At 61.2% G+C, this 23,421-nt stretch carries 14 protein-coding genes; 8 read left to right on the top strand and 6 right to left on the bottom strand.

Going from position 1 to position 23,421, the window contains the following annotated elements:
- Nucleotides 1-10 precede the first annotated feature (10 nt).
- The 6 genes from AC07V4_RS19645 to AC07V4_RS19620 all read left to right on the top strand — a co-directional run bounded on the left by AC07V4_RS19645 (nt 11) and on the right by AC07V4_RS19620 (nt 7,930).
- A complete protein-coding gene (locus tag AC07V4_RS19645; protein WP_492636582.1) occupies nt 11-1,192 on the top strand; it encodes an MFS transporter in 1,182 nt (393 codons plus the stop codon).
- Between the two features lie 54 nt (nt 1,193-1,246).
- The gene (locus AC07V4_RS19640) at nt 1,247-1,957 is read left to right on the top strand and encodes a FadR/GntR family transcriptional regulator (protein ID WP_492636581.1); all 711 of its coding nucleotides are present in this window, start codon (nt 1,247-1,249) and stop codon (nt 1,955-1,957) included.
- A gap of 105 nt (nt 1,958-2,062) precedes the next feature.
- On the top strand, nt 2,063-3,256 hold the full coding sequence (lhgO, locus tag AC07V4_RS19635; protein ID WP_492636580.1) for an L-2-hydroxyglutarate oxidase: 1,194 nt from the start codon (nt 2,063-2,065) through the stop codon (nt 3,254-3,256).
- Nucleotides 3,257-3,314: 58 nt separating this feature from the next.
- The gene (locus AC07V4_RS19630) at nt 3,315-4,640 is read left to right on the top strand and encodes an MFS transporter (protein WP_492636579.1); all 1,326 of its coding nucleotides are present in this window, start codon (nt 3,315-3,317) and stop codon (nt 4,638-4,640) included.
- Nucleotides 4,641-4,721: 81 nt separating this feature from the next.
- Nucleotides 4,722-5,576, top strand: a complete 855-nt coding sequence (locus AC07V4_RS19625; protein ID WP_431752286.1) for a CAP domain-containing protein — start codon at nt 4,722-4,724, stop codon at nt 5,574-5,576.
- A 167-nt stretch (nt 5,577-5,743) separates the two neighbouring features.
- Complete coding sequence (locus AC07V4_RS19620; RefSeq protein ID WP_492636578.1) at nt 5,744-7,930, top strand: GAF domain-containing hybrid sensor histidine kinase/response regulator; 2,187 nt, start codon at nt 5,744-5,746, stop codon at nt 7,928-7,930.
- Between the two features lie 3 nt (nt 7,931-7,933).
- Here the strand turns inward: AC07V4_RS19620 and AC07V4_RS19615 are convergent, their stop codons facing one another.
- From AC07V4_RS19615 to AC07V4_RS19600, 4 genes are all read right to left on the bottom strand, one after another.
- Nucleotides 7,934-9,061 carry a GGDEF domain-containing protein gene (locus tag AC07V4_RS19615; protein WP_492636577.1) on the bottom strand — a complete coding sequence of 376 codons (1,128 nt, stop codon included), beginning with the start codon at nt 9,059-9,061 and terminating at the stop codon, nt 7,934-7,936.
- A gap of 90 nt (nt 9,062-9,151) precedes the next feature.
- On the bottom strand, nt 9,152-11,389 hold the full coding sequence (glgB, locus tag AC07V4_RS19610; protein WP_492636576.1) for a 1,4-alpha-glucan branching protein GlgB: 2,238 nt from the start codon (nt 11,387-11,389) through the stop codon (nt 9,152-9,154).
- A complete protein-coding gene (gene treS / locus AC07V4_RS19605) occupies nt 11,386-14,739 on the bottom strand; it encodes a maltose alpha-D-glucosyltransferase (protein ID WP_492636575.1) in 3,354 nt (1,117 codons plus the stop codon). Before treS ends, glgB begins: the two co-directional genes overlap by 4 nt.
- Before the next feature lie 153 nt (nt 14,740-14,892).
- Entirely contained in the window at nt 14,893-16,881 is a 1,989-nt protein-coding gene (locus tag AC07V4_RS19600) for an alpha-1,4-glucan--maltose-1-phosphate maltosyltransferase (RefSeq protein WP_492636574.1), read from the bottom strand.
- A 462-nt stretch (nt 16,882-17,343) separates the two neighbouring features.
- Between AC07V4_RS19600 and ccoG the strand changes: the two genes are divergently transcribed.
- Nucleotides 17,344-18,753: a cytochrome c oxidase accessory protein CcoG gene (gene ccoG / locus AC07V4_RS19595; protein WP_492636573.1), complete on the top strand. Its 1,410-nt coding sequence runs from the start codon at nt 17,344-17,346 to the stop codon at nt 18,751-18,753.
- A gap of 102 nt (nt 18,754-18,855) precedes the next feature.
- A complete protein-coding gene (gene mapR / locus AC07V4_RS19590; RefSeq protein ID WP_492636572.1) occupies nt 18,856-20,265 on the top strand; it encodes a GntR family transcriptional regulator MpaR in 1,410 nt (469 codons plus the stop codon).
- Nucleotides 20,266-20,360: 95 nt separating this feature from the next.
- Here the strand turns inward: mapR and AC07V4_RS19585 are convergent, their stop codons facing one another.
- Both AC07V4_RS19585 and AC07V4_RS19580 read right to left on the bottom strand, forming a co-directional pair.
- Entirely contained in the window at nt 20,361-21,107 is a 747-nt protein-coding gene (locus tag AC07V4_RS19585) for an SDR family oxidoreductase (RefSeq protein ID WP_492636571.1), read from the bottom strand.
- 54 nt (nt 21,108-21,161) lie between these two features.
- Nucleotides 21,162-23,258: a putative bifunctional diguanylate cyclase/phosphodiesterase gene (locus AC07V4_RS19580; RefSeq protein WP_492636570.1), complete on the bottom strand. Its 2,097-nt coding sequence runs from the start codon at nt 23,256-23,258 to the stop codon at nt 21,162-21,164.
- Nucleotides 23,259-23,421: the final 163 nt, after the last annotated feature.

Genomic DNA, 23,421 nt, shown 5'->3' with positions numbered 1-23,421 from the left:
GGAATTCCCCATGCAGACCTCCGCCCGAGGCGCTCTGTTGAGCCTGTCTTTATCCCTGTTGCTCGCCTCGCTCGGCACCAGCATCGCCAATGTCGGCTTGCCCGCATTGGCTCAAGTGTTCGACACCTCCTTTCATGCCGTGCAGTGGGTGGTACTGGCCTACTTGCTGGCGATCACGACGGTGATTGTCAGTGCCGGCAGCCTCGGTGATCGCCTCGGGCGCCGACGCTTGTTGTTGAGCGGGCTGCTGTTGTTTGCCCTGGCGTGCGGGTTGTGCGCGGCCGCGCCGTCCCTGCCGTGGCTGGTGGGTGCTCGAGTACTGCAAGGCCTGGGCGCGGCGATCATGATGGCGATGACCTTGGGGCTGGTCAGCGACACTGTCAGCAAAGAGCGCACCGGCCGCGTCATGGGCTTGCTCGGTACGATGTCGGCGGTCGGTACCGCCATGGGGCCGAGCATTGGCGGCTTGCTGCTCAGCCTGTGGGGCTGGCGCGCGCTGTTTCTGGTCGGCCTGCCCCTGGGATTGCTGGCGGCTGCCCTCGCCTACCGTTATCTGCCGGTTGATCGCATGGGCACAGCTGGTTCCACCGGTTTGGATTGGCGGGCCGCCTGGGAGGACGCACCCTTGCGCGCCGGCTTGGCGATGAGTGCGTTGATTGCCGCCGTGATCATGGCCACTTTTGTCGTGGGACCGTTTTATTTGTCCCGCGGCCTGGGCCTCGATGCGGCCTGGATGGGCTTGGCCATGGCCGTCGGCCCCTGTGTGGCGGCCATCACCGGCGTACCGGCAGGCCGGCTCACCGACCGCTTCGGCAGCCCGCGCATGACCCTCGCCGGCCTGGGGCTGTTGTGCTGTGGCGCCCTGCTGTTGTCATTCGCCAACGGATTGGTCGCCTACCTGGCCGCGCTGATGATTCTGACCACCGGATACAGCCTGTTCCAGGCGGCCAACAACACCGCAGTGATGAGCGATGTACCCACGACACGCCGGGGCACGGTCTCCGGCCTGTTGAACCTGTCACGCAACCTGGGCCTGATTATCGGCGCTTCGGCCCTCGGTGCGGTATTCGCCTGGGCGACGCCGGACGTCACGCACGCCACCCCGCAATCTGTCGCCTACGGCCTGCACACGACCTTCGCCGTGGCGCTGGGTCTGATCCTGCTGGCGGTCGCAATACGACACAAATATTGACAAGATAAAATCGTAACGACTATTGTCTGACAACCTGATCAACAAGGCTGTCCCATGCTTGAGCTCCAACGCCCCGATTCGCTCGTCGCAAGGGTTGTCAGCGCCATTCGCGCAGAAATCGACTCTGGCCAACTGCCGCCCGAGTCACGCATGCCGACCGAACAGCAGTTGGCCGAGCAGCTCAACGTCAGCCGTTCCGTGGTGCGCGAAGCCATCGCCCAGCTCAAGGCCGATGGCGTGATCACCGCGCGCCGGGGCCTGGGCTCGTTCATTTCGCAGACGCCAGCGGGCACGGTGTTTCGTTTTCCGCAACAAGATGGTCGCCGTCCCGACCTGGCGCAGATGTTCGAAGTGCGTCTGTGGATCGAAACCCAAGCCGCCTCGATCGCTGCCCAGCGCCGCGATGAGGATGACCTGCAACGCATGAAAAGCGCCTTGCAGGCCATGCAGGACAACCGCGACAACTTCGAAGCCGCCGCCATTGCCGATGTGGAATTTCATCGCGCCATTGCCGACGCCAGCAAGAACGACTACTTCGTGGCGTTCCACGACTTCCTGCGCAGCCAACTGGCCAGCGCGCGCAAAACGGCCTGGGAAAACTCGGCATCGCGGTTTGCGACCGGCTCCGCCGATGCCACCCAGGAACACCAATTGCTGTACCAGGCCATCGCCGACGGTGACGCTCAACGCGCCGCGGGCAGCGCCGAAGCGCACTTGCGCGCTGCAGCCCGGCGCTTGAACCTGGAGCTGCCCGCCACCCACTGATCCTTCAAGTAGCGTGTCTGCGGACACGCCGTTTTTTTAACAAAACCATTAGTCTGACAACCTGATAAGCAGACCAAAATGTGTAATGGGTAGGTATCTCACGCAATGATTCACGACTTTTGCATTATCGGTGGCGGCATTGTCGGCCTGGCTACCGCGATGGAGCTGCTCAAGCGCCAGCCAGGCGCGTCGGTGGTGATCCTGGAAAAAGAGCCGGTGCTGGCCAAGCACCAGACCGGGCATAACAGCGGCGTGATCCACGCCGGCATCTACTACGCGCCGGGCAGCCTCAAGGCCGACCTGTGCAAACGCGGCGCCGAAGCCACCAAGCAGTTTTGCACCGAGCACGGCATCAAGTTCGAGGTCTGCGGCAAGATGCTGGTGGCCTCAAGCCCTCTTGAAATGCAGCGGATGGACGCGCTGTATGCCCGCGCCCAGCTCAACGGCATGCGGGTCGAGCGCCTGGACGCCGACCAACTGCGCCAGCGTGAACCGAACATCGTCGGCCTGGGCGCACTGTTTCTCGACGCCACCGGCATCGTCGATTATCGCCAGGTCTGCGAAACCATGGCCCAGGTGATCCGCCGCAGCGGTGGCGAGATCTGCCTGGAACGCACTGTCACTGCCATTCACGAAGACACCGACAAAGTGACCGTCAGCACTCGCGGCGAAACCTGGCAGGCTCGGCACCTAGTGGTATGCGCCGGTTTGCAGTCGGATCGGCTGGCGACCTTGGCCGGGGTGAAGATCGACCATCAGATCATCCCGTTTCGCGGCGAGTACTTCCGCCTCCCCCCGTCGAAAAACTCCATCGTCAACCACCTGATCTACCCGATTCCCGACCCGGAGCTGCCGTTCCTCGGCGTACACCTGACCCGCATGATCGACGGCAGCGTAACCGTCGGCCCGAACGCCGTACTGGGCCTTGGCCGTGAAAACTATCGCAAGTTCTCGGTGAACTGGCGCGACGTGGCGCAGTACGCCAGCTTCCCCGGCTTCTGGAAAACCATTTGGCAAAACCTCGGCTCGGGCACCACCGAGATGAAGAACTCGTTGTTCAAGTCCGGCTACCTGGAACAGTGCCGCAAATACTGCCCATCGCTGACCCTCGACGACCTGCTGCCCTACGAGGCCGGCATCCGTGCCCAGGCGGTGATGCGCGACGGCAGCCTGGTGCACGACTTCCTGTTCGCCCAGACCTCAAGAATGCTCCACGTGTGCAACGCGCCCTCACCGGCCGCCACCTCGGCCATGCCCATCGGCGCGATGATCGCCGACCGCCTGTTCAACCCCCAATAACACCCGGCACTACGCGTCCATTTGACAATAACTATAAAGACTCAGAAGGAAGTACAGCATGACGGCAACCGTCTCCATCCCCACCACTGAAACGCCCGAGCAAACCCGCAAGCGCCTGCGCAAAGTCGCCGCCGCGACCATCTTTGGCTCGATGCTGGAGTGGTACGACTTTTACCTGTACGCCACTATGGCTGCCATTGTGTTCTCGAAGATCTTCTTCGATAACAGCGACCCCAAGACCGCCTCGCTGATGGCCTTCTCCACCTTTGCCATCGGTTTCATTGCCCGCCCATTCGGCGGCATTCTGTTTGGCTACCTGGGCGACAAATTCGGGCGCAAGCAAGTGCTGGTGCTGACCTTCTGCCTGATGGGCGTATGCACCACGCTCATCGGCCTGATTCCCAGCTACGCCTCCATCGGCATCTGGGCGCCGATCGTGCTGGTGTTTATCCGCATCATCCAGGGCCTGGGCGCCGGTGCGGAGTTGTCCGGAGCGGCAGTCACTTCCTATGAGCACGCCTCCCAAGGCAAACGCGGCAGCCAGGGTGCGTGGCCGGCGCTGGGCCTGAACCTGGGCCTGTTGTTGTCGTCGCTCACCGTGTACCTGCTCACCATCAACGGCAATGAGTTCCTGCTGGCCGGTGGCTGGCGCATTCCGTTCGTGTGCAGCATCGTGCTGGTGGGGGTCGGCCTGTGGGTGCGCAACAGCATTCCGGAAACCCCGCAGTTCAACGAACTCAGCAAGGAAGCCGCCAAGGCCAAGGCCTCGCCGCTCAAAGCCTTGTTCAAGAACGACTTGAAAGGCTTGGCCGTGGTGTTCTTTGTGGCCATTGGCTATAACGCCCTGAGCTACATTTTCAAGACCTTCTCCCTGGCCTACCTGACCCAGTTCAAAGGTGTGGATGTGCACGTCACCTCCTTGTCGGTGACCATCGCCAGCCTGATCGCCATCGTCGCCGTGCCCTGCTTCGGCTGGCTGTGCGACAAGTGGAGCAGCAAGACCGTGTTGATGCTCGGCGGCGTGTTGTCGCTGCTGTTCGCCTATCCGTTCCTGGCCCTGCTCAACAGCGGTGAAAGCCTGATGATCTACCTCGCCATCGGCGTGGGCACCGGCATCCTCGCGCCGATGATGTTTGCCCCGCAGGGTTCGTTCCTGAGCCGCCAATTCCCCACCCAGACCCGCTCTTCGGGCTTCGGCACCGGCCGTGAAATCGGCACCGCTATCGCTGGCGGCCTGGCGCCGTTGGGTGCGTTGTCGATGGTGGCGGCGTCGGCCACCCACTCCACCGATGGCGTGGTGATCATCCTCGCCATTTCAGCCTTGTTGGTGGTGGTGTTCGCGTTGTGCGACCAGGGTCGCAAACACTCGACCTTCAAGAACTGAGGCAAAAAGTTCGGATCAAAGGGTGCATGGATGCACCCGGATCGCGCATCATGGGCACTTTCAAGCTCAAGGGTAACGTCCATGCGCGTGCTGTCATTGATGATGGGCCTTACGACGCTGGCCGCCACTACGGTGTTCTGCGCCAGCGCGATGGCGAATGAAGAAAGTCAGTTGGTACAACAGATCAACCAGTACCGCAGCCAGGTGCAACGCTGCGGTGACCAGGGTTCCCAGGAGCTGCCACCGCTGACCAGCGACACACGGCTGGTGCTGCCGGCCACCAATGTCGGCGATTTGCAGCAAGCGCTGGCGCGGGCCGCGTACCCGATGGTCAACGTGCAGGCCATCAGTTTGTCCGGACCCAAGGATGCGCAGGCAGCGATGAAAGCCGTGCGCGAAAGCTTTTGCCGGGTGGTGCTGGACCCGCAGTTCGTCGATATCGGTGTGAGCAACAGCGGCCAGGACTGGCGCATCGTGCTGGCCCGCCCGCTGCTGACCAGTGGCTTGGGCGACTGGCAGACCGAAGGCAAGCAACTGCTCAACCTGATCAACGCCGCCCGCGCCCAACCACGCCAGTGCGGTACCCAGGCATTTGCCGCCACCACGCCGCTGTCATGGAACGACGACCTGGCCGGCGCCGCCAACAGCCACACGCGCAACATGGCCAACGGCAACTTCTTCGACCACTTGGACCATGACGGTCGCACGCCGGGCGATCGTGCCGAGTTGGCTGGGTACATTGCAAAGAACATCGGCGAAAACATCGCCGCTGGCCTCGATACACCACGTAAAGTGCTGGACGGTTGGCTCGCCAGCCCTGGCCATTGCGCCAACCTGATGAACCCGCAATTCCGGGAGCTGGGTGCGGCTTACGCGATGGACCCGAAGAGTGATGCAGGGATCTATTGGACCTCGGATTTCGGCACACAGCAGTAGATGTGCAATGGCCCAGGGAGCTGGGCTTTTGCCGATTCAAATGAACGAGACATCAAATTGCCATCTCCTGGATAATCGTGCTGAACTGGCAGCGCTGATTTCGGTCTGTTGCTTGCTAGCCTGACCTCCAGGCACCGACAGTCCGTGGCAAACAAGGTGTACCCGCAATGATGAATTGGCTGCAAAGCAGCAGCGACATGGCCGAACAGGTACGCCTGCATGATTGGGCCAGTACCCCGCTGGGGCCGCTGGAGCAATGGCCAGATGTGCTCAAGATCACCGTTGCGCTGTGCTTTGCTTCAAGCTTCCCCCAAGCCATTGTCTGGGGGCCGTCCCTGACGACACTCTACAACGACGCGTTTGTGCCGATCCTGGGCAACAAGCCTTATGCCCTTGGGCGCCCGTTCAGTGAAGTGTGGCAGGAAGCCTGGGACGACATCCGCCCTATCGCCGACGCGGCTTATCAAGGCCATGCCACCTATATTGAAAACCATCCCTTGGTGATCGAACGGGGTTGTGGCCCTGAGCAGGCCTACTTCACCTTTTGCTACAGCCCGATCCGCGACCCGCAAGGCAAGGTCGTGGGCATGCTCGACACCGTCACCGAAACCACCGCCACCGTCTACCTTGCCCGCAGGCTTACAGCGCTGGACGCCATCGGCCATGCCGTGGCCAGTGCCACCGACGCCGAAGCCATCATGACCCTCACCACGCGCCTGCTGGCCGAGCATCTGCAGGTGTCCAACTGCGCCTATGCCGACATGGACGCCGATGAAGACGGTTTCACTATTCGCGGCAACTGGGCGGCACCCGGCTCGCCCAGCATTATCGGGCGCTACCGCCTGGCGTCGTTCGGCGCGCGAGCGGTCCGCCAACTGACCGCGGGCGAACCCTTGGTGATTCGCGACAATCGCCTGGAGTTCACGCCCGAGGAATCCGCCCGCTACCAGGCCCTGGGTGCCACGGCGACAGTGTGTTTCCCGCTGATCAAGGACGGTCGCCTGACGGCGCTGATGGCGGTGCATGACAAAGACATGCGCGCCTGGTCGCCGTATGACCTGGCGCTGGTGGGTGAAGTCACCGAGCGTTCCTGGGCGCATATCGAGCGCGTGCGTGCCGACGCCGCCGTGCGCGAGGGGCTGGCCGCCATCACTGAACTGAACGCCACCCTGGAGCAACGGGTGCAAGAACGCACCTTCGCACTGACCCAGGCCGAAGCCGCGCTGCACCAGTCACAAAAGCTGGAAGCCATCGGCCAACTGACCGGCGGCGTGGCCCACGACTTCAACAACTTGCTCACAATCATTCGTTCATCGGTGGATTTTCTGCGCCAGCCAGGGCTGTCGGAAGAGCGCCGCCAGCGCTACATGGGCGCCGTCTCCGATACGGTCGAACGGGCCAGCAAGCTCACCAGCCAGTTGCTCGCGTTCGCCCGCCGCCAGCCGCTGAATCCGGAAGTCTTCGACGTGGGCGAGCGCGTGCGCAACATCGGCGAGATGCTCGAAAGCGTCACCGGCTCGCGCATTCATGTACGGGTCGAACTGCCCGGGCAGCCTTGTCATGTCTGTGTCGACGCGAGCCAGTTCGAAACCGCGCTGATCAACATTGCCCTCAACGCACGCGATGCCATGAACGGCCAGGGCACCCTGACCCTGCGCGTGGCCCACGTATCGGCGCTGCCACGCATCCGAGGCGATGCGCCGGCGCACCAGCCGTTTGTGACCGTGTCCCTCGCGGACACAGGCGTGGGCATCTCGTGTGAGACGTTCGAGCATATTTTCGAGCCGTTCTTTACCACCAAGCCGGTGGGCAAAGGCACCGGCCTGGGTTTATCCCAAGTGTTCGGGTTTGCCAAGCAGTCCGGCGGCAACATCGACGTGGCCAGCACCCTGGGCCAAGGCACGGTGTTTACCCTTTACCTGCCCGAGGTGGAGGCGCCGGCGGCCCTGCACACACCGTCAGGACAGGATCACAGCCCGCTGCGGGACATGGCCATGGGTCACATCCTGATCGTCGAGGACAACCTTGAAGTCGGCCGTTTCGCCAACCAGATCCTTCAGGACCTGGGCTACCGCACCACCTGGGCCACCGATGCCGAACAGGCGCTGGTGCTGGCCGGTGCGGACGTCATGGCGTTCGATGGGATTTTCTCGGATGTGGTGATGCCAGGCATGACCGGTGTCGCCATGGCCAAACAGCTACGCCAGCGACGGCCGGACCTGCCAGTGGTGCTCACATCCGGCTACAGCGAGGAACTGGCTGAAAGTGGCTACGAAGGGTTCGAGTTTATCGCCAAGCCCTACTCCGCCGACCAGGTGGCGTGGGCACTGGCCAAATCGATGCGCAAGGACTGAGCCCTACTCCGCCACAACGACCTGGTTACGCCCCATGGCCTTGGCGCGGTACAGCGCCTTGTCGGCGGAGTTCATCAGGCTGTGCAGGTCCTGATCGAGGCTGCGCACCACGGCCACACCCAGGCTGGCGGTCAGGCCCTGCACCGGTTCGGCGGCCAGGTCGGAAACCGACTTGACCAGTTGTTCGGCAATGTCCAGCGCGGTCTCCAGCGAAGTGTTGGGCAGCAACACCGCAAACTCTTCGCCACCCAGGCGGCCATACACATCCGTCTGGCGAAACGAGGCCGTGATCACGCCGCCTATCTGCCGCAACACCTGATCGCCCGCCTGGTGGCCATAGGTATCGTTGATGTCCTTGAAGTGGTCCATGTCCATCATCAACGCACACAGCGGCTGCTGGTTATGACGGCATTGCGCATACAGCAATTGGGCATGTTCAAAGAACGCGCGACGGTTCATCAACCCAGTCAATTCGTCTGTCTGGGCGGCACGTGTGGAGATGTTATGGGCGCGCTCCATTTGCCGGGTGAGGCGAAAGGCTTTTTCCAGGGCATCGGACAATTTACGCGTGGCGCTGACCACAAAAGAGGAAAACACCAGCACCGCAATCGCCACGCCCACTTGCATCGGCGCCGGCTGAAACAGCAGCCACAACGTACACGGCAGCAGCACCAGGGCCATGGAGCCCAGCGTCATGTAGCGATAGGCCGAGTAACACGAGACCGCACTGACCGACATGCCCACGGTGAACAGCATCACCAGCACCTGTGACACGCGGTCGTCATGGGGCATGACCGCCAATGCGCCAATGCCCCAGATCCCGGCCGACAACATCAGCGTGACCCAATAATGCCGTTCCCAACGTGCAGGCGTGCGTTCGGCGTCAGGGCAGCGAAACCAGTCCACGAACATTTTCAGGCGCAACAGTGACGAACCTGCCAGCAGCACCAGCCAGACCAGCATGACCTTGTGGTCGAAACGGTCCCAGCACAGCCAGCACAGCATGGCAGCGCCCAGGTAACTGCCGAAAACCGCAGCGAACGACTGGCGAAACAGCTGGTGCAAACGATCGGTTCGCACCTGCTCTTCGATCACGCAATCCGGGTCCAGCCCATGCCCAAGGTTGCTCATGAAATCCGCCTGATTCGACCGCCATTATAAAGCCAGCATTGTGGCACCATGCCAGCAGTCGGGACAACCGTATCCCCCATGGCAGAGCCCTCAATGCTCTTGCGGCCGCAGAATCAACACGCCCAGCGGCGGCAGATTCAACGACAACGACACCGGTTGCCCATGACGAGGTTCTGCCTGGGTAAACACCTCTCCCCCATTACCATAATTGGAGCCGGCGTAGGTGTCGGCGTCACTGTTGATCACCTCGCTCCAGCGCCCGGCAAACGGTACGCCGACGGCGTACGCTTCACGTGGCACTGGGGTGAAGTTGGCCACCACCAGCACCGGCTTACCGTTCTTGCTCCAGCGCAGCCAGGCGTAGACGCTGTTAATGGCGTCATCGCCGATCAGCCATTGGAAACCCTGGGGCGCATCATCCTGTTCGTGCAGCGCCGGCTCCTCGCGGTACAGGCGGTTCAAGTCGCCCACCAGTTTTTGCACACCTTTGTGTTCCGCGTATTGCAGCAGGTACCAGTCCAGTTGCTGGTCGTGGTTCCATTCGCGCCATTGGCCGAATTCGCAGCCCATGAACAGCAGCTTCTTGCCCGGATGCATCCACATGAAACTCAGGTAGGCCCGCAGGTTGGCGAACTTCTGCCAGCGATCGCCGGGCATCTTGTCGATCAACGAGTGTTTGCCGTGCACCACTTCATCGTGGGAAATCGGCAGGATAAAGCGCTCGGACCAGGCATACACCAGGCCGAAACTCAGCTCATTGTGATGATGGGCGCGGTACACCGGGTCTTGCTGGATGTAATGCAGCGAGTCGTGCATCCAGCCCATGTTCCATTTGTAGCTGAAACCCAGGCCGCCCTGCTGGGTCGGCTGGCTGACGCCGGGCCAGGCGGTGGACTCCTCGGCGATCACCAGCGCACCCGGTGCTTCAAGGGCCACCACGTCATTCAAGTGACGCAGGAAGTCGATGGCTTCCAGGTTCTCCCGGCCGCCGTGGCGATTGGGCACCCATTCACCGGCCTTGCGCGAATAGTCGCGGTACAGCATCGACGCCACCGCATCCACCCGCAGGCCATCGACATGGAAGTGCTTGAGCCAGTGCAGTGCCGAAGCCAGCATGAAGCCATGTACTTCAGTGCGGCCCAGGTTGTAGATCAGGGTGTCCCAATCCTGGTGAAAGCCCTCCAGTGGGTTGGCGTATTCGTACAGCGCCGTACCGTCGAACTGCGCCAGGCCGTGGGTATCAGTGGGAAAATGCGCTGGCACCCAGTCGAGGATCACCCCGATGTCGGCCTGGTGCAGAGCGTTGACGAAATAGCCGAAATCTTCCGGCGAGCCGAATCGAGCGCTGGGCGCGAACTGCGACAACGCCTGATACCCCCAGGAACCACCGAACGGGTGCTCCATGATCGGCATCAACTCGATATGGGTGAAACCCAATTGCTGCACATAGGGAATCAGCCGATCTGCCAGCTCACGCCAGCCATATTGGCGGGCCACTTCGCCCACCTCGTCCAATTCGCATTGCCAGGAGCCCACGTGCAGCTCGTAGATCGACAGCGGCGCACTGGCCTTCTGTCGCTCGCTGCGCGATTGCATCCACGCATCGTCCTGCCAGTCCACCTGCAAGGGTGCGGCGACTTTGGACGCAGTGTCCGGCGGCAATTGGGTGGCCAGGGCCATGGGGTCGGCCTTGAGCGGCAGAATCCCGTGGGCACCGAGTATTTCGTATTTATACGCCGCGCCCGGTAGCAGGCGTGGAATAAAGATCTCCCACACGCCGGACGGATGGCGCAGGCGCATCGGATGGCGGCGACCATCCCAGATATTGAAGTCGCCCACCACCGAAACCCGTCGGGCATTCGGTGCCCACACGGCAAAACGCACGCCCTGCACGCCATCCACCGTGGTCACTTGGGCGCCCAGGCAACTGCTCAAGTCACGATGATTGCCTTCGGCAAACAGGTACAGGTCCATTTCCCCAAGAAGCAATTGGCTGAAGCTGTAAGGGTCTTCGGTGATCTGCTCACCACCGGCCCACTGGATCTTCAGCAAGTACGCCTGGCGCGTGCCGAACTGCCCGATAAACAAGCCGGGCACCTGGGTCGCCTCCAGGCTGCCGATCGGCTCACCGCTGTCACGGCTCAGTACCTGAACGCTCAGGGCTTCCGGCAAATAGGCGCGGATAAATTGCCCGTTCTGCTCGTCCTCGTGTGGCCCCAGGATCGAGAACGGGTCCGGGTGTTCGGCGCGTACCAGCGCTTCGACGTCCTTGGACGCCGGCATTGCAGTCAATGTTGGCTGCAGCGGTTCTTTGTGCGTAAAACTCATGACGTCTCCCCACCGCGTGCAGTTTTCGATACAGGTAAAAGCCCACTGAGCAAGCGGTGCAGGCCCTGCAAGGGCACCGGCAACCAGCTCGGGCGGTTTTCCGCTTCGTAGGCCACTTCGTACGCGGCCTTCTCCAGGCTGAACAACGTCAGCGCTGCGTCTTGGCCGCTGGCATCCTGCCAGTCATGCGCCAGTGTAGACGTCGCCGCTTGATAAGCCCGGGTGAATGCTTGCCGCGCCTCCTTGAGGTAACGATCCGTCACGCGCTTGCGCGCACTGTCGGCCTCTGGCGAGTGATCCGCTCCTTGTCCCTGCACATTCAAGGCCATCGCCGCCGCGTAATCGAAGGAGCGCAGTACGCCACTCACATCCTTGTAGGGGCTGTGCTTGCCACGCCGTTCATGCAGTGGCCGCGCCGGTTCTCCTTCAAAATCGATCAGGTAGGCATCGCCCTTGACCACCAATACCTGACCCAGGTGCAAATCACCATGCACCCGAATCCGCAGCCCGCCCAGCGTAGCTTTCGCCAGGGCCTGGACATGCCCGCCAATGACCTTTTCCTGCCCCAGCAATTCACCGACCAACGCCTGATCGGCGGGGTTCAACTGAGTTTGATGAAGCTTGAGTAATTGCAGGGCGCGCTCGATTTGTGCGCCGACATCCTTGGCCCAGGCCCGGGCGTGCTTGACCGTAGTGACTTCTGGCTTGAAGTCCGGGTTGGCCGTCGGCTCGGCCAAGACCCGATGCATCTCGCCCAGGCGTTGCCCCAGCAAACCGGCGAAATCCTTGAGTTCGCCGAGGGCGTTGTAATGCTGCTCCTGTTCGGACACAGCCTGTGCCAGCGCGTCGCGAATCGCCCGTTCCAGGTTGTTTTGCGTCCAGGCCCAGGCGTCGCCCTGATTGCTCAAATACCCTTGAGCGATCATCAACAAGTTGTCCTGGCCTTGGCTGTCGCGGCGGATCACCGAGCCCAGCAGCGGCGAGATATTGGGATAGCCGGCGGCGGTCAGGTAAGCGCTCATTTCCAGTTCCGGATGCACGCCGCCGCTGACCTTGCGGATCAGTTTGAGCACCAGACTTTCAGCCACCACCACCGAGCTGTTGGATTGCTCGGCCGACAGGTAGCGCACTTCAGCACAATCCGTCAGTGCCAAGTGGCCCAGCTGGGAGGTGGCCTCGAAATGCAGATCCCCTTCAGCGGTATTCAGTACGGCCCCTTCCTGTAATCCGTGGATCACGGCGCGAATAAAGTGCTCCAGGCTGAACGCATCGGTCACCAGACCGACCTGCCGCGCCCGGCGCACACGGGCCAAGGCCAGTTGCTGCGGCAAGGCGCTGGTGAACTGGTCTTCGGCGAGAAAACCGAACGGCAGTTGGTAACGGCTGACCTGGCCGGCGCTGGTCACGTCGACTTCGCTAAGCAGCACCGGATGTGCAGGGTCGCCGAAACGCACGCCGTAGGCGATATGCACGCCGTCGATAGCGGCGTCCTTGCCGGCGAACCAACGCCGCTTGGGCAGCCAGTTCGGCAGCGAGGTGTGTTCCAGAATGGTGCGGCACGGTGCGTCGAGTAATTCTTCCATGCGTTTTTTCAGGACCAGTGTGGTGAAGTCCGGCATGCTCTGCGCCGGTTCCACATGCCAGCTGGGCATCTGGTTCTCCGCCGCCAGCACGAACCAGTAAAAGCCGTACGGGGCCAAGGTCAACAGAAAATTCAGCTGGCCGATGGGCGGGAACGCATTACCGCCGAGCATCTCCACCGGCACCATGCCAGCGAACGCCGACAGGTCCAACTCGGCGGCCTGGGCACTGCGCGATACGTTGGCCACACACAGGATGATTTCGGTACGCCCATCTTCGCCTGCGTATTCACGGGTGTACGCGAGGATGCGGCGGTTACTCGGCGAGAGCATTTTCAGGCTGCCCCGGCCAAACGCCTTGGACTGCTTGCGCACCACCAACATGCGTCGGGTCCAGTTCAGCAACGAGTGCGGGTCCTGGGTCTGGGTTTCGACGTTGACCGACGGGTAGCCATATTGCGCGTCCATGATCGGTGGCAACACCAGGCTGGCCGGGTCGGCACGGGAGAACCCGCCGTTACGGTCGATGGACCACTGCATGGGGGTACGTACGCCGTCGCGGTCACCCAGGTAGATATTGTCGCCCATGCCGATTTCATCGCCGTAATACAGGGTCGGCGTGCCGGGCATCGACAGCAGCAGGCTGTTGAGCAACTCGATTCGACGGCGGTCACGCTCCATCAGCGGCGCCAGGCGTCGGCGTATTCCCAGGTTGATCCGCGCGCGACGGTCAGCGGCGTAGTAGTTCCACAGGTAGTCACGCTCTTTGTCCGTGACCATTTCCAGGGTCAGTTCATCGTGGTTACGCAGGAAGATTGCCCACTGGCAGTTGGCGGGGATTTCCGGGGTCTGGCGCAGAATATCGGTGATGGGAAAACGGTCTTCCTGGGCCAGCGCCATGTACATGCGTGGCATCAACGGGAAGTGAAACGCCATGTGGCATTCATCGCCGTCGTCACCGGTTTTGTCGCCGAAATACAACTGGGTGTCCTCCGGCCACTGGTTGGCCTCGGCCAGCAGCATGCGATCGGGGTAACGGGCGTCGATCTCGGCGCGAATCCGCTTGAGCACTTCGTGGGTTTCGGGAAGGTTCTCGTTGTGGGTGCCATCGCGCTCGATCAGGTAGGGAATGGCGTCCAGCCGCAGCCCATCGATGCCCATGTCGAGCCAATAGCGCATCACCGACAGCACGGCCTTCATGACTTGCGGATTGTCGAAGTTCAGGTCGGGCTGGTGAGAGTAGAAGCGGTGCCAGAAGTACTGGCCGGCGACTGGGTCCCAGGTCCAATTGGACTTTTCGGTGTCGAGGAAAATGATACGGGTGCCGTCGTACTTCTGATCGTCATCGGACCACACATAGAAGTCCCGCGCTGCCGAGCCCGGCTTGGCTTTGCGCGCACGCTGGAACCACGGATGCTGGTCGGAGGTGTGGTTGATCACCAGTTCAGTGATGACCCGCAACCCACGTTTATGGGCTTCGGCGATGAAGCGCTTGGCGTCGGCCATCGTGCCGTAGTCGCTGTGTACGCCCCGGTATTCGGCGATGTCGTAGCCGTCATCGCGGCGTGGCGAGGGGTAGAACGGCAGCAGCCATATCGTGTTGACGCCCAGGTTGGCGATGTAGTCGAGCTTGGCAATCAGCCCGGCAAAGTCGCCGATACCGTCGTTATTGGCGTCGAAAAAGGATTTTACGTGAACCTGGTAGATCACCGCGTCCTTGTACCAGAGCGGATCCTGGGTGAAGGTGGTCGGTGAGGGTTTCTTCGCCATTGGAAACTCCTGGAATACTGAAAACCGCCTGAATGAACGCGGTCTAATGTGGGAGCTGGCTTGCCTGCGATAGCGGTGCATCCGCTAACACTTGCGGTGCTGATATACCGCGATCGCAGGCAAGCCAGCTCCCACAGTTGATCTTCACTCGACTCAGGAAGCGGTGATACGCCAAATGCCAAACGGCATCTGCGGCTCCAGGCGCGTCCACTGGGTCTTGCCGTACCACGTCCAGCGGTGCCCGCTCATCAAGTCTTCACCTTGGGTCTGCGCGTCGTCCGGCAGGCCCATCTCCCACAGCGGCAGTTCGAAATGCGCTTCCTGGGCGTTGTAGGGGTCGAGGTTGACCGCCACGAGGATAAAGTTGCCGCCGTCCTCACTGCGCTTGCCGAAATACAGGATGTTGTCGTTCCAGGCGTTGTACAGCTTCAAGCCCAAGTGGCTGTGCAGCGCCGGGTTCTGGCGGCGGATGCGGTTGAGCTGGGCAATTTCGGCAATGATGTTGCCGGCCGCACTGAAATCCCGTGGGCGGATCTCGTACTTCTCCGAGTCCAGGTACTCTTCCTTGCCCGGTATGGGCGCGGCCTCACACAGTTCGAAGCCCGAATACATACCCCATAACCCGGAGCCCATGGTCGCCAGCGCGGCGCGGATCAAGAAACCCGGGCGTCCGGACTCGTGCAGGTAGCCGGGGTTGATGTCCGGCGTGTTGACGAAAAAGTTCGGCCGAAAGCATTCGCGCCACGGCGACGTATTCAACTGTGTGAAGTATTCGCTCAGTTCAGCCTTGGTGTTGCGCCAGGTGAAATAGGTGTAGCTCTGGGAGTAACCCACCTTGCCCAGGCGCGCCATCATCGCGGGTGTGGTGAAGGCTTCAGCCAGGAAGATCACTTCGGTATACTTGCCGCGCACATCGCTGATCAACCATTGCCAGAACGGCAGTGGCTTGGTGTGCGGGTTGTCGACACGAAAGGTCTTCACGCCCTCTTCCACCCAGCCCACCACGATGTCACGCAGCTCGGTCCACAGGCTTGGAATCGCATCGGCGGCGTAGAAGTCGACGTTGACGATGTCCTGGTATTTTTTCGGTGGGTTCTCGGCGTATTTGATCGTGCCGTCCGGGCGCCAGTTGAACCAGCCCGGATGCTGCTTGAGCCACGGGTGGTCCTGGGAACACTGGATGGCGAAGTCCAGGGCGATTTCCAGGCCATGGTCGGCGGCGGCCTTGACCAGGCGGCGGAAGTCGTCGCGGCTGCCCAACTGCGGGTGGATTGCCTCGTGTCCGCCCTCCTCGCTGCCAATCGCGTAAGGGCTGCCGGGATCATCGGGGCCTGCGGTGAGCGCATTGTTCTTGCCCTTGCGATGACTGCGGCCAATCGGGTGAATCGGCGGGAAGTACAGCACGTCGAAGCCCATGTCGTGGATCATCGACAGCCGGGCGTGCACGTCATTGAAGGTGCCGTGGCGCATTGGGTTATCAGTGATCGACCTGGGAAACAGCTCGTACCAACTGGCGAACTGTGCGCCTTCGCGTTCCACATCGATGGGGTACACGGTGCTGATGCTCAGGTACGCACGGTGGTCGGCCTGGGCCATCAGGTGTGCACTGTCTTCGTGCAGAAATTGCGTAACCTGCTCGGTTTCCAGCAGGCCGGAGAGTTCATGATGCAACCGCATCAGACGGTCGCGCAGCTCATTGTCACTGCGTTCGGCGGCTTGCAACACCAGGCTGCGGCCTTCCTGGAGCTCAAGGCTGACCGGCACCCCGGCCTCATGTTTTTTGCGCAACTCGTAGCAGAAGCTGGCAAAGGTATCGATCCAGGCTTCGACGCAGAACTCATGGGGGCCTTGGGCCGTGACGGTAAACGCACCTTCCCAGCCGTTATTGCCGACATCCGTCATGACCACGCTGTGCCAACTTTCTTCATGCAACGCGCGCCAGCGAATCAGCACCGCGAGCTGGTCGTGGCCGTCAGCGAATACCTTGCTGGTGACATTGACCCGTTGCCCGACCACGGCTTTCACGGCGAACTCGCCGCCGTCGACCACAGGTGTGGTGCTTTCGATCGCGATCCTGGGCAGCAACAAGGCCTGGGACAGCGGCAATCGGGCGTCGTCTGGAACCCGTGTTTCAGCAGTCATCGAGCATCTTCCCCTTACGCCCTGTGGACGCTCTTTGCTTGATCCGAATTCTGATACGGCAGTGCTCTTCCTGAGCCGGGCCGTCATAGGTCCGAGCCCGAGCCTGGGTTAAAAGTTCAGGTGGATAGGCCGCCATCGGGCGGGGAATCAATTCGCCGCAATGGCTACCCACCGATAGAGCAAAGCACAAAGGAGGCCACACCGATGAATATCCCGTTGCGGGTGCAACCGATGGATGCCAGTACCAGAAGGTCCCAGAGCCTGGTTCGGCGATTCGGTTGATCTGTATCAGCACACCCCAGATTTAGCTGCACCCCAGGCGCCACGGGGTGCAGCACATTGTCGCAGTCACGGCGTCAAAACCCATCTGATCCGCTTTTTATCGCCATAGCTGAGTCTGTTATGCAAACAGACCGACGCTCATAGTTGCTCTGCCTGATGGAGGCTGATGAGCGAACGACCATGAGCGAACGAATCCCAACCGTGGAAACCTTTGAGCCGATACACCCAAAGAAGGTGAAGGCCAAATCCAGCGACAACCTGATCCATACCCGTAGCTTTACCGGCCTGTTCCGCACCTTGCGTGTGACGGGTGCTGGCTTTCTGTTCCTGGCGTTTTTCGGCACCGTGTGGCTGAACTGGGGTGGGCGCCAGGCCGTGCTATGGGATCTGGCCGAAAGCAAATTCCATATTTTTGGCGCGACCTTCTGGCCCCAGGATTTCATCCTGCTGTCGGCGCTGCTGATCATCTGCGCCTTTGGCCTGTTTGCGATTACCGTGTTTGCCGGTCGCGTGTGGTGTGGCTACACCTGCCCGCAAAGCTCGTTTACCTGGCTGTTCATGTGGTGCGAAAAGGTCACCGAAGGCGAACGCAACCAACGCATCAAACTGCAAGCAGCGCCCTGGACCCTGAATAAACTGGCGCGACGCTCGGCCAAGCACACCTTGTGGCTGGGCATCAGTGTGTTGACCGGGTTGACCTTTGTCGGTTACTTCACGCCGATTCGTCCTCTGGCCGCCGAACTGCTGACCTGGCAAATGGGCGGCGTGAGTTTGTTCTGGGTGCTGTTCTTTACCGGCGCGACCTACATCAACGCCGGCTGGTTGCGCGAAGCCGTGTGCATGCACATGTGCCCGTATGCGCGCTTCCAGAGCGTGATGTTCGATAAAGACACCCTGACCATTTCCTACGATGTGGCCCGTGGCGAACACCGTGGCCCGCGCAAACGCGAGGTGAAACCCGCCGAGGTCGGCCTGGGTGACTGCATCGACTGCCAACTGTGCGTGCAGGTCTGCCCTACCGGCATCGATATCCGCGACGGCCTGCAAATGGAATGCATCGGCTGCGCGGCGTGCATCGACGCCTGTGATTCGATCATGGACAAAATGGGTTATGCCCGCGGCCTGGTCAGCTACACCTCCGAACATCAATTGCAAGGCGGCAAAACCCACCTGCTCAGGCCACGCCTGATCGGCTACAGTGCCGTGCTGTTGGTGATGATCGCCGCGCTGGTGGTGGCCCTGGTGGGCCGGCCGATGGTGTCGCTGGACGTGACCAAGGACCGCGGCATGTTCCGCGAGAACAGCCAGGGCTTGATCGAAAACATCTACAGCCTCAAGGTCATCAACAAGACCCAGCAACGCCAGGACTACCGCCTGGAACTGGAAGACGCCGCAGGCTTCCAGCTACAAGGCAAGACCGAGATCAGCCTGGCGCCGGGGGAAATCAGCGATATACCGGTGTCGGTGGTGCTGCTGGCGGAGAAACCGGCCAGCAGTTCCCAGACCTTGCGTTTCAAGGTGACGGATGTGGATGAGCCGTGGGTCTACAGCGCCGCCGACAGCCGTTTTGTAGCACCGCTGAACCGCTAAGAATTGCCATTGCGAAAACACTGGAGATCTACTGTGGGAGGGGGCAAGCCCCCTCCCACATTTTCAACCGTGTTCAGACCAAAGAATTTGTTTAAGGCCCCAATGAAACGCTACGAAAAATTCGCTGATGACATTGCAGAACTGATCCGCTCCGGCGTCCTCGGCCCCGGCCAGCGGGTGCCGTCGGTACGCTATGCCAGCCAGGCCTATGGCGTCAGCCCGTCCACGGTGTTCCAGGCGTATTACCTGTTGGAACGTCGAGGGCTGATCCGCGCACGGCCACGCTCGGGCTACTTCGTCAACACCCATGCCCCCAGCCCGTTTTCCGAGCCGGTGGTGAGCGAGCAGGTGCACGAGTCCACCGAAGTGGATGTGAGCGAACTGGTGTTTTCGGTACTCGACTCCATCAAGGACCCGAACACCGTGCCCTTCGGCTCGGCGTTCCCCAGCCCCATGCTGTTCCCGCTGCCACGTCTGGCCCGCTCCCTGGCCAGCGCCGGCCGCGAAATGGACCCGCGCCTGGTGGTCACCGACATGTCGCCGGGCAACCCGCAACTGCGCCGGCAGATTGCCCTGCGTTATATGGTTGGCGGGCTGATGCTGCCCATGGAAGAACTGCTGATCACCAACGGCGCCCTCGAAGCCCTGAACCTGTGCCTGCAAGCCGTGACCGAACCCGGCGACCTGGTGGCTATCGAAGCCCCGGCGTTCTATGCCTGCCTGCAAGTGCTGGAGCGCCTCAAGCTCAAGGCCGTGGAAATTCCCGTGCACCCGCGTGATGGCATCGACCTCAATGCCTTGTCACAAAGCCTGGAACGCTACCCGATCAAAGCGTGCTGGACTATGACCAGCTTCCAGAACCCCATGGGCGCTACGCTGCCGGAAGCCAAGAAACAGGCGCTGGTGGAACTGCTGCGCAGCCACCAGGTGCCATTGATCGAGGACGATGTGTACGCCGAGTTGTACTACGGGCAACAGGCGCCAAAACCGGCAAAGGCCTTCGACACCGAAGGGCTGGTGATGCATTGCGGTTCGTTTGCCAAGAGCCTGGCGCCGGGCTACCGCGTCGGCTGGGTGGCAGCCGGGCGCTTTGCGCAGAAGGTCGAGCGCTTGAAGCTGATGACATCATTGTGCCCGTCCATGCCGGCACAGGCGGCAATTGCCGACTACCTGCAACATGGCGGCTATGATCGGCACCTGCGCAAACTGCGCTATGCCCTGGAAGAACAACAGAGCGCCATGCTCGCTGCCATCGCCCGTTACTTCCCTGCACAGACGCGGGTCAGCCAGCCGGCCGGTGGGTATTTCCTGTGGCTGGAACTGCCGGAGCAGACTGACTCGCTCAAGCTGTTCCAGATGGCCTTGGCCCAAGGCATCAGCATCGCGCCAGGGCCGATTTTCTCGGCAACCCAGCGCTTCAGGAATTGCATTCGCTTGAATTACGGCAGCCCGTGGACCGAAGCATCGGAGCGAGCCATGGAGACATTGGGGCGGATTGTGCGCTCGTTTTAAATGACTGAGTCGCCCCCTCTGGCGCTTTCGCGGGCAAGCCCGCTCCCACATTTAAAATGCATTCCAATGTGGGAGCGGGCTTGCCCGCGAAGGCGTTAACGACCACCGCCCAAATCGAGGAACGTACCGGTGGTGTAGGAAGCCTTGTCCGACAACAACCAGATTATCGCTTCCGCCACTTCATCCGGGCGGCCACCACGGGCCATCGGAATACCGGACTCCAGCTTGCTGACCCGGTCCGGATCGCCGCTCAGGGCATGGAAGTCAGTGAAGATATAACCGGGACGCACCGCGTTGACGCGAATCCCCTCGCCCGCCACTTCTTTTGACAAACCAATGGTGAAGGTATCCAGGGCGCCTTTGGACGCTGCGTAGTCGACATATTCGCCCGGCGAGCCCAGCCGCGCCGCCACCGACGACACGTTGACAATGCTGCCGCCCTGCCCGCCGTGCCTTGGCGACATGCGCAACAGCGCATGCTTGGCACACAGGATGGGGCCCAACACGTTGGTTTTCATGATTTTCAGGATACGGAACTCGGACATCTCATCGACCCGCGATTTGTGCCCCACGGTGCCGGCGTTATTGACCAACGCCGTGACACGGCCCAGCTCGGTATCCACGCGGTGAAACAGCGCGATCACTTCATCCTCGATGCTGACATCCGCCCGTACGGCGATAGCCTGTGCACCCAATGCACGCACCTGCTCCAGCACGCGCTGGGCCGCCTCTTCATCCGACTGATAGTTGATGCAGATGCGATAGCCCTGCCGGGCAGCCAACAGTGCCGTCTCGGCGCCGATCCCACGGCTACCTCCGGTGATGATGACGACTTTATCCATGGGTGCTGCCTCCTGAATCAACCAAACGTTTAGGGTTGAGTCCAAGAATACCCGTCACACGTCGTTTTTGTCAGGCGCTGCTGCGTCTTCGGCACGCTGGATATCGGCCATGAAGCCATCCGCCGGCAAAGGGTGGCCCAACAAGTAGCCCTGCAGGGAGTTGCACCCCAGGCGTGTGAGAAAACTTTGCTGGACGTCGGTCTCCACCCCTTCGGCAACGATGCGCAGCCCAAGGGCCTGGCCCAGCGCAACAATGGCCGACACGATGGCCGCGTCGTCACTGTCGTGCTCCAGGTCGCGCACGAAACCGCGGTCGATTTTCAACTCGTTGGCCGGCAGGCGCTTGAGGTACATCAGGCTGGAGTAGCCGGTGCCGAAGTCATCGATGGACAGGTCCACGCCCATGTCCGAGAGCTGCTGCAATACCGTCATGCTGGCATCGGCATCGCTCATGGCGGTGGTCTCGGTGATTTCCAGGGTCAGGCTGTTGGCCGGCAACTGGTGGCTGGCCAGGGCTGCCGCGACACTTTTGACCAATCCGGCATGACAGAATTGTAACGCCGACAGGTTCACCGCGATCCGCCAGTTTTTGTAGCCCTGGGCATACCAAATGGCCATCTGGCGACAGGCTTCATTGAGCACCCACTCACCGATGGGAATGATCAAGCCGGTCTTTTCCGCCAATTCGATAAACGTGACAGGCAACAACAAGCCCTGTTGCGGGTGCTCCCAACGCAGCAACGCTTCAGCACCCACCGCGCGGCCACTGATGGCATCGAATTTGGGTTGGTAATGCAGGCAGAACTGCTGATGTTCGAGGGCGTTGCGCAAGTCCTGTAACAACTGCAACTGTTTGCGCGCATTGGTATTCATCGACACATCGAAGAAGCTGTAGCCATTCTTGCCCATGCTCTTGGCGTGATACATGGCGGCATCGGCGTTCATCAGCAGTTCTTCGGGGTTATTGCCATTGCCCGGGAACAGGGCAATACCGATACTGGCGGAGATCTTCAGCTCATGCTCGGCCACTGTAAACATGCGGTTGATCAGGCCGACCTGACGTTCAGCCAGGCCCATGGCGTCGTCCGGCTGCATCAGTTGCACCAGCAGCACGAACTCATCGCCACCGATACGGGCCAGGGTGTCCTGGCTGCGCAAGTCCTCGCGCAGGCGCAATCCCACTTCACGCAACAACTGATCACCCATGTGATGACCGAAGGCATCGTTGACCGGTTTGAAACCGTCCAGGTCAATAAACATCAAAGCGAAGCAGCTACCCTGCTCCGTCACCGCCTGCATCGCTTGCTGGATACGGTCGGAAAGCAACGTGCGATTGGGCAGGCCGGTGAGCATGTCGTGTAAAGCCAGGTGGGTCAGTTCCTGGTTGGCCAGGGTCAGGGAGTCTGCAAGCACGGCGGTGCGCGCCTCCAAGCGGGCATCCAGCAAGGAGGTCAACAGGGCAATGATCAGCACCGAGAGGCTGGTCACCAGTACCAGATAGTCCAAGCCCTTGCCACTCAACCCCGACAAGGCAGCGCCACAAAAACTATCGTCGGCAAACTGAGCGGCCGCCATGCCGGTGTAGTGCATGCCGACGATCGCCACGCCCATGACCACGGCCGCGCCCGCACGTGTGAAGCGCACATAAGGCGTGCTGCGTCGCAGGTTGAAAGCAATCCACAACGCAGCGCCGGAGGCCACCACCGCAATCAGCAACGACGCACCAAACAGCGCAGGGTCGTAGTCAATGCCCGGCGTCATGCGCATGGCCGCCATGCCGGTGTAGTGCATGCTGCTGATGCCAGCGCCCATCACCAACGCGCCGAAGGCCAGTTGCCACAGGGGTAGACGTTGCTGGCTGACCAGCCATAACGCAAAGCCGCTGGACAATATCGCGATCAGCAACGACAACGCGGTGATGCCTACGTCGAACCCCAGCGCAAACGGCAGGCGCAACGCCAACATCCCGATGAAGTGCATGGACCACACCCCCACGCCCATCGCCAATGCGCCGCCGGCAATCCACAAATAAACCGCACGGCCCTTGGTGGTCGCGATGCGGCCTGCCAGGTCCAACGCGGTATAGGATGCCAGGATCGCCACGAACAGGGAGATCACGACCAAAGAGGGGGAATAACTACCGATAAGCATGGGGTTTCTCAGAACCGACGGGCCTGAAACGCCCGTACCAGATGGCAAAGTGGGCGATTGTAGCGAGAATAATTATGGTGGGGTTGATTAATTATCAGAAAGCCATTATAGGCATTTTGACGTCAATCTACCGGCTTGCAAGGGTGTTTTTTGGCTCCGCCCT

Source organism: Pseudomonas sp. GW821-FHT03A09, assembly GCF_059421065.1.
The sequence above is the reverse complement of the archived record's forward strand: the minus strand, read 5'-3'. Positions and strand labels throughout refer to the sequence as shown.